Origin of the sequence: Amycolatopsis sp. 3B14, from assembly GCF_050958625.1 — a bacterium.
Lineage (GTDB): Bacteria > Actinomycetota > Actinomycetes > Mycobacteriales > Pseudonocardiaceae > Amycolatopsis_E > Amycolatopsis_E thermoflava.
This window is the reverse complement of sequence record NZ_JBHZEN010000116.1, coordinates 1-9131: the sequence shown is the minus strand read 5'-3', so window position 1 is coordinate 9131 and position 9131 is coordinate 1. Positions and strand designations below refer to the sequence as shown.

Sequence of the window (9131 nt, the reverse complement as noted above, 5' to 3'; positions counted from 1 at the left end):
GGGAAAGCGTGCCTTGACAACCCTGGTCGGCGACTAAAGATCGGCTGTGGATCGGGGGCGGGGGAGGTCTGGAGCGTTGGTCGGTCTTCTTGCGTTGCCGACTTGCGTTCGGGGCGGGGGAGGTCTGGTTGGGATAGTCGGTGCCGTTGCGTTGCCGGGTGGCGGTTTGGTGCTGGGCTGCTCAGGCAGTCGCTTGCAACGCCTCGACCAGCACCGGTGCCGTCAGCTCCACCTGCCATGGGCGTGCCCCGCCCGCGGCCAGCGCTGCCGAGACGGCCTCGAGGGTCCTGTCCTCGGGCGGGCGCCAGCAGGTGCGGCGCAACAGGTCCGGCAGCAGCAGGTTCTCCACCGGCAGCTGGTGGTGCTCGGCGATCTTCGCCAACCCGGCACGGGCCGCGGCCAGGCGGGCCGCCGCGTCGGGGTCCTTGTCCGCCCATCGGTTCGCCGGGGGAGGACCGTCGTTCGGTTGTGCCGGGTTGGGCAGCTGGTCGCGCGGCAGTTGGCGCGCCGCCTGGAGGTGGCGGAACCAGTTGCCCGTGTAGCGCCGCTGGACGCGGCCGCCGAAGACCGGCAGCGCCTGCAGCTCGGCCACGGACTTCGGCTCCGCCAGCACCGCGTTCACGATCGCGCTGTCGGGCAGCACCCGGCTCGGCGCGCGATCACGCTTGCGGGCCAGCTCGTCGCGGGCCTCCCACAGCGCGCGCACCGCCGCCAGGCCTCGCGCGGTGCGGACCTTGTGGATCCCCGACGTGCGCCGCCACGGCTCGGTCCGCGGCGGGGGCTGCGGGGCGGTCCGCACGGCCTCGAACTCCTGACGCGCCCAGTCCAGCTTGCCCTGGGCATCCAGCTCGGCCTCGAGCTTCTCCCGCAGCGGGATCAGCAGCTCGACGTCCAGCGCCGCGTAGTTGAGCCAGTCCACCGGCAGCGGCCGCTTCGACCAGTCGGCCGCGCTGTGCCCCTTCTCCAGGTGGTAGCCCAGCAGCTTCTCCACCAGAGTGCCCAGCGCCACCCGCTCATAGCCGGCCAGCCGCCCGGCCAGCTCCGTGTCGAACAGGCTGCCCGGAACCAGGTCCAGCTCCGCCAGGCACGGCAAGTCCTGCGAGGCGGCGTGCAGCACCCACTCCTCGCCGTTCAGCACGTCCTGCAACGGCCCCAGCCTGCCCTCCAGGGCGATGGGGTCCACGAGAACCGTGCCGGAGCCCTCCCGGCGCAACTGCACCAGGTAGGCCTTGGGCCAGTAGCGGTAGCCGGACGCGCGCTCGGTGTCCACCGCGATCGCGCCCGTGCCCGCCGCCAGCCGTTCACAGGCGCGCGCCAGCGCCGGCTCGTCCGCCACCACGTCCGGCGTTCCGTCGGCCGGCTCCTTGAGCGTGACCGGGACGTCCGGTTCGCTGGTATCAGGCACTTGATCTGCGGTTTCCACGTCGGTCAACCCTACGGGACGGGCGCACCGTCACCGGTACGCCCGTCCGTTGGGTCGTGTTATCGGCTGGGGATCAGCGGATGACGCCGGCTCGCATCGCCAGCGCCACCATCTGCGCCCGGTCCCCGGTGCCGAGCTTGCGCCCGATCCGGGACAGGTGCGACTTGACGGTGAGCGCCGAGAGGCTGAGCTCCTCGCCGATCTCCTTGTTGGACTGGCCGTCGGCGACCAGCTGCAGCACCTCCACCTCGCGCGCGGACAGCTCCCGCGGCGTGTTGTCGGTGCCCGGCACCCGCGTGCCGGTCGCCAGGACCGGGGCCACGCTCGGGTCCGCGTACACCCCGCCGTCCAGCACCCGGCGCACCCCGTCGGTCACCACCATGGGCGAGGCCGACTTCAGCAGGTACGCCTGGGCGCCGGCCTGGAAGGCCGAGCGCACGGCATACGGGTCGTCGGACGAGGCGAGCACCACGATGCGGGGCCAGCCCTGGCTGCGGAGTTCCGTGACCAGGTCGATCCCGCTCCCGTCCGGCAGCCCGAGGTCGAGGATGGCCAGGTCGCACGGACCCGTCGCGGTCGCCCGCGCCCTCGCCTCCGCTACCGAGGCAGCTTCGTGTACGGTGCCCGCACCCATCTGTGCGAGTCGTGCGGCAATCGCCTCCCTCAGGAGCGGGTGGTCGTCGACCACCAGCACCGAAAACAGCTCTTCCCGCGGGTGCGGGACCATGCTCGCCGGCAAAGCACCGGCTGGCGTGGATCTGACGGCCTGCGACAAGCCGACGGCAGCCACGTCACTACCTCCCTGGAGTCGGTCGTGCCCCCCGACCGGCACCGGGTACTTTCGGCCGATCAGCCGCGCCAGCTCTAGACCGAAAGTGGTGTCGTCGAAGAGGCACTCTAGCCGCCGATCGCCTTCCGCGGGGGGATCGAACGGGTATCTATCTCGATCGGGTAGTTACTAGCTGGCATCGTTGTACCACGTTCGGAGTAATAAACTGCCCGTGGCTAACGCGTCGCAGAGTGCCAGCGATATGACCTTTTCGGGGGCAGGCTGCTGCGCGTGCATACGGACCGTGCATCTGCTCACGAACTGTGTTCTACGGCGTTCACCGGTTGGACCAGTCGCGTCATCAGATCGACGGATGTGAACTCTTTGCGCAGCGTAGGCGGCTCATCTGGATCTGCGGAGAGCCCCCGCCCGGGATCGCCGGGGCGATCGGAGGCCGCGGGACCGAACTCTATCGACGCCGCCGCGGGCCGCGGAGTGAGGTCTACGTCACACTCGGCGCGTCGCGGGGTCGTTCAGCCGCTCTGGCGGTGGCCGAACAGCGACACCCCGACCGGCGGCAGCCCGGCCACGCTCGACATCAGCTGGCAGAACGCCTCGCCGTGCGGGCGCAGGTGCTGGTCCGACGGCGTCCACGACGCCCGCAGCTCCAGGTCGTCCGTGCGGGCGGGCCCGCTGATGTCGCCGAACCGCGCCGACGAGGTCTCGGTGACCGTGCCCCCCAGCGCGGTGAAGGACGCGCCGGAGGTCTCCAGCGCGTCGGTGAGCCACGACCAGCCGACCGCGGGCAGGAACGGGTCGCTGGCCAGTTCCCGGTCGATCTCCGCGCGCACGTAGACGACCATCCGCAGCACCCCGTCCCAGGACTCCGGGCCCTCCGGGTCGTGCAGCAGCACCAGGCGGCCGGTCGCCGTCACGTCCGCCGGGCCCGTCGCGTCGCAGCTGAGCGCGTAGGACCACGGGGCCAGGCGCTGCGGCGCGCGCACGGGTTCGAGGGTCATCTCCGGCCGGGGCCGGATCGCTTGCAACGCCGCGACAGCTTCACGGAACATCTCGGGCGCATGCGTCATCGCGGTCACAGCCCGACTGTAGGACGGCGAACGGGCACCTGGCGGCAGACGCGCCGAGGGAAGGGGCCCCGGGCCCGCGTGGCACCATGGTTGACGATGTCCACTACTGCGCAGTCGCGGCCACACACGGCCCGCCGGAACCTCGCCGGGTCCCCCTTCCTGGCCGCCGCCCGCGGCCGTCGTCCCGCGCGGCTGCCCGTCTGGTTCATGCGCCAGGCAGGCCGCTCGCTGCCCGAGTACCGCGCGCTGCGCGAGGGCGTGCCGATGCTCAAGGCGTGCTTCGACCCGGAGATGATCGCCGAGATCACGCTCCAGCCGGTCCGCCGCCTCGGCGTGGACGCCGCCGTCTTCTACAGCGACATCGTCGTCCCGCTGGTGGCCGCCGGCATCGACGTCGACATCGTGCCCGGCACCGGTCCGGTGGTGGCCGAGCCGGTGCGCGACGCCGCGGCGATCCGCCGCCTGCCCGCGCTGGACCCGGCGCGGCTGGAGCCGGTGCTGGACGGCGCCCGGCTGCTGGTCGAGCGGCTGGGCAAGACCCCCCTGATCGGGTTCGCCGGCGCGCCGTTCACGCTCGCCTCCTACCTCATCGAGGGCGGCCCCAGCCGCACCTTCGAGCGCACCAAGGCCCTCATGCGCTCCGAGCCGGAGGTGTGGCACGACCTGGCCGGACGGCTGGCCGACATCGCGGTGACCTTCCTGCGCGGCCAGATCGAAGCCGGCGCCGACGCGGTGCAGCTGTTCGACTCCTGGGCCGGCGCGCTGACGCTGCGCGAGTACCGCGAGTTCGTGCTGCCGCATTCGGCGCGCGTGCTCGGCGCGGTCGCGGACCTGGACGTGCCGCGGATCCACTTCGGCGTCGGCACCGGCGAGCTGCTGACCGCCATGCGCGAGGCCGGGGCCGACGTGGTCGGCGTCGACTGGCGCGTCCCGCTGGACGAGGCCGTGCGGCGGCTGACCGCACACGGCGAGCCCGCGCCGGTCGTGCAGGGCAACCTGGACCCGGCGCTGCTGCAGGCGTCCTGGCCGGTGATCGAGGCCGAGGTGCGCCGCATCGCCGCGGAGGGCCGCGCCGCCGCCGGGCACATCTTCAACCTCGGCCACGGCGTGCCCCCCGGCACCGATCCCGACGTGCTGGCCCGCGTCGTCGAGCTCGTCCACAGCCTGGAGGGCTGATGCACGTCGCGGTCGTCGGCGGGGGCGTGTCGGGCGCGGTCGCGGCGTACCGGCTGCGCGGCGCGCTCGGCGACGGCGCGGCGATCACCCTCGTCGAGGCCACGGACAGTCTCGGCGGAAAGCTGCGCACCGCCGAGGTCGCGGGCGTGCGCTACGACGTGGGCGCGGAGGCCTTCCTCGCCCGCCGCCCGGAAGGCGTGGGACTGGCCGCCGAGCTGGGGCTGGAGCTGGTCCACCCGGGGAAGGCCCGCTCGACCGTGCGGGCGGGCGGCCGCGTCGCCCCGCTGCCCGGCCGGACGCTGATGGGCATCCCGGGCTCGCCGGACGCCGTCGCGGAGGTGCTCTCGGACGCGGGCCGGGCGCGCGTGGCCGCCGAGCCGGACCTGCCCCCGGTGACACTGGAGTCCGACATCGCGCTGGGCGCCCTGCTGCGCGAGCGCTTCGGCGACGAACTCGTGGACCGGCTGGTCGATCCGCTGCTCGGCGGCGTCTACGCGGGCGGCGCCGACGGCCTCGGCCTGCGCGCCACCGTCCCCGCCCTGGCCACCGCGATCGACCGCGGCGCGCCCTCGCTGACCGCGGCCGCGGCCTCACTGATCCCCGCCACGCCCAGCAGCGCGCCGGTGTTCGGCACCCTGCCCGGCGGGCTCGGCACGCTCGTCGACCGGCTCGTCGAGCTGGCCAAGCCGGACATCCGCCTCGGACGGCCGGTCACCGCGCTGCGGCGGCGGGAGAGCGGCTGGCAGCTGGAGATCGGCGACGAGCTGATCGACGCCGACGCCGTCCTGCTAGCGGTGCCCGCGCCGGCGGCCCGCAAGCTGCTCGACGGTGTCGCGCCGGCCGCGTCGTCGGCGCTCGGCGAGGTCGAGCTGGCCTCCATGGCGGTCGTGGCGATGGCCCTGCCGCCGGGCACCGAGCTGCCGGACGCGTCCGGCGTGCTGATCGGGGCGCGGGAACGCCGTGCCGACGGCGAGCCGTTCGCCGCGAAGGCCTTCACCTTCTCCACCCGCAAGTGGCCGCACCTGGACACCGGTCCGGTGCTGGTCCGCGGCTCGGTCGGCCGCTTCCGCGAGCCCGGCGCGCTGCACCGCGACGACGACGACCTCGTCCGCCTGGTGCGCGACGACCTCGCCGAGCTGACCGGGATCACGGCCGAGCCGATCGACGTCGTGGTGACCCGCTGGGGCGGCGGGCTGCCGCAGTACGGGCCGGGCCACCTCGACCTGGTCGAGCGCGCCGAGCGGGCCGTCGCCGAGGTGCCCGGGCTGGCGCTGGCCGGGGCCGCCCTGCACGGCGTCGGGGTGCCGGCGTGCATCGCGACGGCCACCGCGGCCGCGACCCGCATCACCTCACAGCTGGTGCGCTAGCAGCGGGTTTCCGCGCAGTGCCAAGATGGGGGCATGGCGCGGCTGAACTATCAGGAGCTCAACGACACCATCCGCTACACCGCATGGTCGGTGTTCCGGGTCGAGCCGGGGCGGCTCCCCGAGGATCGCGGCCAGGCCGCGACCGAGACCACCGAGTACCTCGACGCCCTCGAGGGCAAGGGGGTCGTGGTGCGCGGCGTCTACGACGTCGCCGGGCTGCGGGCCGACGCCGACTACATGATCTGGTGGCACGCCGAGACCCCGGAGCAGGTGCAGGCCGCTTACACCGGGTTCCGCCGCACCCCGCTGGGCCGGGTGTCGACGCCCGTGTGGAGCCAGTTCGCGCTGCACCGCCCCGCGGAGTTCAACCGCAGCCACATCCCCGCCTTCCTGGCCGGGGAGGAGGCGCGCAAGTACGTCTGCGTGTACCCGTTCGTCCGCTCCTACGAGTGGTACCTGCTGCCGGACGCCGAGCGCCGCAAGATGCTCGCCGACCACGGCAAGGAGGCCCGCGACTACCCGGACGTGCGCGCGAACACGGTGGCGTCGTTCGCGCTGGGCGACTACGAGTGGATCCTCGCGTTCGAGGCCGACGAGCTGCACCGCATCGTCGACCTGATGCGGCACCTGCGCGGTACCGAGGCGCGGCGCCACGTGCGGGAGGAGATCCCGTTCTACACCGGCACGAAGGTCGTTCCGGCCGAGCTGATCCTGAACCTGCCGTAGGTGTTCGGCGCGCTGTGGCGCGACCTGACCGGTGAGGCGCCCGGCCCGGTCGAGTTCACCGGCCCGGAATCGGTGTTGCCGGGGCCGTACCGGGTGGCGGCGGCCGCGTCGACGAGCGTCGCCGCGGCCACCCTGGCCGCCGCGGAGTTGTTGCGGCTGCGCGGAATCGACCCCGGTGCGGTGTCGGTCGACACGCGGCACGCCGCGGCGGCGTTCTCCAGCGAGAAGCTGGTGCGGGTGGACGGCGAGCCGCCCGGGGACGCGTGGGCGCCGCTGTCCGGCGACTACCGCGCGGCCGACGGCTGGGTCCGGCTGCACTGCAACTATCCCCACCACGCGGCGGCGGTGTGCCGCGCGCTCGGGGTTCCGGAGGACCGCGCGGCGGTGGCGTCGGCGGTTGCCACCCGGGACGCCTGGGACGTGCAGGAGGCCGTGGTCGCCTCGGGCGGGGCGGCGGCCGCGATGCGCACCCGCGAGCAGTGGCTGGACAGCCCGATGGGGCGGGCGCTGGACGGACCGCTCGTGGTGCAGGAGCTGCTGGGGACGGCCCCGGCGCGGCCGTTGCCGGAGTCGCCACGGCCGCTGGGCGGAGTGCGAGTGCTGGACCTGACGCACGTGATCGCCGGCCCGGTCGCCGGCCGGGTGCTGGCCGCGCACGGCGCGGACGTCCTGCACATCGGGGCCGCGCACCTGCCGGTCGTGCACCCGCTGGTGATCGACACCGGGATGGGCAAGCGCTCGGCGCACCTGGACTTGCGCACCGAAGCCGGGCGTTCCGCGTTGTGGCGCCTGATCGGTTCGGCGGATGTCGTGTTGCAGTCCTTCCGGCCGGGGGCGCTGGCCGGGCTGGGGTTCACGGCGGAGCGGCTGGCGGCGGCGCGGCCCGGGATCGTGCTGGTGGAGCTGAACGCGTGGGGCTGGGAGGGCCCGTGGCGGGGACGGCGCGGGTTCGACAGCCTGGTGCAGATGGCGTCGGGAATCGCTTGGGGCGCCGAGGAACCGCGGCCGTTGCCCGTGCAGGCGCTGGACCATGCGACGGGCTGGCTGGCCGCCGCGGCGACGATGATCGCCCTGCGGAAGCGGGCCGTCGAGGGCGGCAGCCGGCGGGTGCGCCTGGCGCTGGCCGGGACCGGGCGGTGGCTCGACGGACTGGGCCGGGTGCCGGGTGGATCCACTGTGGACTTCTCGGAGTTCCTTGCCGAGACCGGGAGCGGGTTCGGCTTGGTGCGGCATGTGACTTGTCCGGGTGGGATGGTGCCGCGGCCGATGTGGACTGCGGGGCCGCCGCTGCCGGGGAGTTCGGCCGCGGAGTGGCTGTAGCGCAGTCCTGGGAGTAACGCACCCTGGTTGGCCCGCTCCGGTCGCCGCAGGATCGGGAGGTGATGGCAGCGGTAGGAGGGAGCGGGATGCCGGGACGGCTGGACGGCAAGGTCGCGTTGATCACGGGCGCGTCGGGTGGGATCGGGGCGGCCACGGCGGCCCTGTTCGCCCGGGAGGGGGCGCGGCTGGTGCTGGGTGATGTCACCGGGAGCGGGCCGGAGCGGGAGGACGCGCTGCGCGTGCACCTCGACGTCTCCTCGGCGCGGGACTGGCAGACCGCTCTGGCCAGGACGACGGAGCGCTTCGGCCGGCTGGACGTGCTCGTCAACGTCGCGGGAATCGTGGACTGGCCGGGCATCGAGGACACCGCCGAGGCCGGCTGGGACCGGGTGATCGCGGTGAACCAGAAGGGCACCTGGCTGGGCATGAAGACCGCGATGCCGTTGCTGCGCGCGAGCGGGAACGCGTCGGTGGTCAACGTGTCCTCGATCCTCGGCATCATCGGCGGCGGGTCGGCCGCGGCCTACCACGCCTCGAAGGGCGCGGTGCGGCTGCTGACCAAGACGGCGGCCGTCGAGTACGCGACGAGAGGGGTGCGGGTCAACTCGGTGCACCCCGGCGTCATCGCGACACCGATGATCCAGGACATCCTCGACGCCGAGGGCGACGAGCAGGCCGACATCCAGCGCACCCCGATGAAACGGGCGGGCACACCGGACGAGATCGCCGCGGCGATCCTGTTCCTCGCCTCCGACGAGTCGTCCTTCGTCACGGGCGCGGAGATCGTCGTCGACGGCGGCATCACGGCGCACTAGCCGGGTGCCGGCGCGGGGAGCTGGTCAGCGGGTGAAGCGGGACCACCAGCGCCGCCGGGGGAGTTCGCCCCGGTCGGCGAGCCAGGCGGCGAAGTTCGCGGCGTCCTGGCGGTAGCCGGTGCCGTCGGTGCGGGGGGTGGCCGCGGCGTAGGCGTCGAACAGGGGGCGGAACCGGTCGCCGAGCGTGCGGAACAGGTCGGGCCTCAGGTCGGCGACGATGGAGCGGCGCTTCGCCCGCAGGGCGAGCACCTCGGCGGCCACCCGGCCGGAGTCGAAGCCCGCCGGGGGAGGTCCGCCTGCCAGCAGGGCGCGCAGCAGCTCGGCCTGCCGAGCGGCGAGTTCCTCTCGGCCGTTCACAGGCGGTCCCGGTTCGCGGCCGGCAGGGTGTGCGGCAGTCCGGCGTGGCGGGCGGCGAGGTCTTCCCGGCTGCTCACAGGCGGTCCCGGT

9 protein-coding genes are annotated in these 9131 nt (G+C 73.9%); 5 read left to right on the top strand and 4 right to left on the bottom strand.

Annotated features, from left to right (window positions below; translation table 11 throughout):
- Positions 1-181: 181 nt before the first annotated feature.
- The 3 genes from ACCP09_RS39680 to ACCP09_RS39670 form a co-directional block, all read right to left on the bottom strand.
- Complete coding sequence (locus ACCP09_RS39680) at positions 182-1405, bottom strand: ribonuclease D (RefSeq protein WP_027935122.1); 1224 nt, start codon at positions 1403-1405, stop codon at positions 182-184.
- Between the two features lie 91 nt (positions 1406-1496).
- A complete protein-coding gene (locus ACCP09_RS39675) occupies positions 1497-2213 on the bottom strand; it encodes a response regulator (RefSeq protein WP_038532327.1) in 717 nt (238 codons plus the stop codon).
- A gap of 512 nt (positions 2214-2725) precedes the next feature.
- Positions 2726-3289: a DUF3000 domain-containing protein gene (locus ACCP09_RS39670; RefSeq protein ID WP_027935123.1), complete on the bottom strand. Its 564-nt coding sequence runs from the start codon at positions 3287-3289 to the stop codon at positions 2726-2728.
- Positions 3290-3376: 87 nt separating this feature from the next.
- Here ACCP09_RS39670 and hemE point away from each other — a divergent pair, with 87 nt between their 5' ends.
- From hemE to ACCP09_RS39645, 5 genes are all read left to right on the top strand, one after another.
- Entirely contained in the window at positions 3377-4456 is a 1080-nt protein-coding gene (gene hemE, locus ACCP09_RS39665) for a uroporphyrinogen decarboxylase (RefSeq protein WP_433754231.1), read from the top strand.
- Positions 4456-5823 (top strand): protoporphyrinogen oxidase, encoded by a 1368-nt coding sequence (gene hemG / locus ACCP09_RS39660; RefSeq protein WP_433754229.1) that lies wholly within the window; start codon positions 4456-4458, stop codon positions 5821-5823. The genes hemE and hemG overlap by 1 nt, the downstream gene beginning before the upstream one ends.
- 33 nt (positions 5824-5856) lie before the next feature.
- On the top strand, positions 5857-6549 hold the full coding sequence (hemQ, locus tag ACCP09_RS39655) for a hydrogen peroxide-dependent heme synthase (protein ID WP_017983668.1): 693 nt from the start codon (positions 5857-5859) through the stop codon (positions 6547-6549).
- Positions 6550-7869 carry a CoA transferase gene (locus ACCP09_RS39650; RefSeq protein ID WP_433754227.1) on the top strand — a complete coding sequence of 440 codons (1320 nt, stop codon included), beginning with the start codon at positions 6550-6552 and terminating at the stop codon, positions 7867-7869.
- A gap of 86 nt (positions 7870-7955) precedes the next feature.
- The gene (locus ACCP09_RS39645; RefSeq protein WP_027935127.1) at positions 7956-8684 is read left to right on the top strand and encodes an SDR family NAD(P)-dependent oxidoreductase; all 729 of its coding nucleotides are present in this window, start codon (positions 7956-7958) and stop codon (positions 8682-8684) included.
- Between the two features lie 24 nt (positions 8685-8708).
- On the opposite strand, the gene ACCP09_RS39640 is transcribed toward ACCP09_RS39645, so the two are convergent.
- Complete coding sequence (locus ACCP09_RS39640) at positions 8709-9041, bottom strand: hypothetical protein (RefSeq protein WP_433754224.1); 333 nt, start codon at positions 9039-9041, stop codon at positions 8709-8711.
- Positions 9042-9131: the final 90 nt, after the last annotated feature.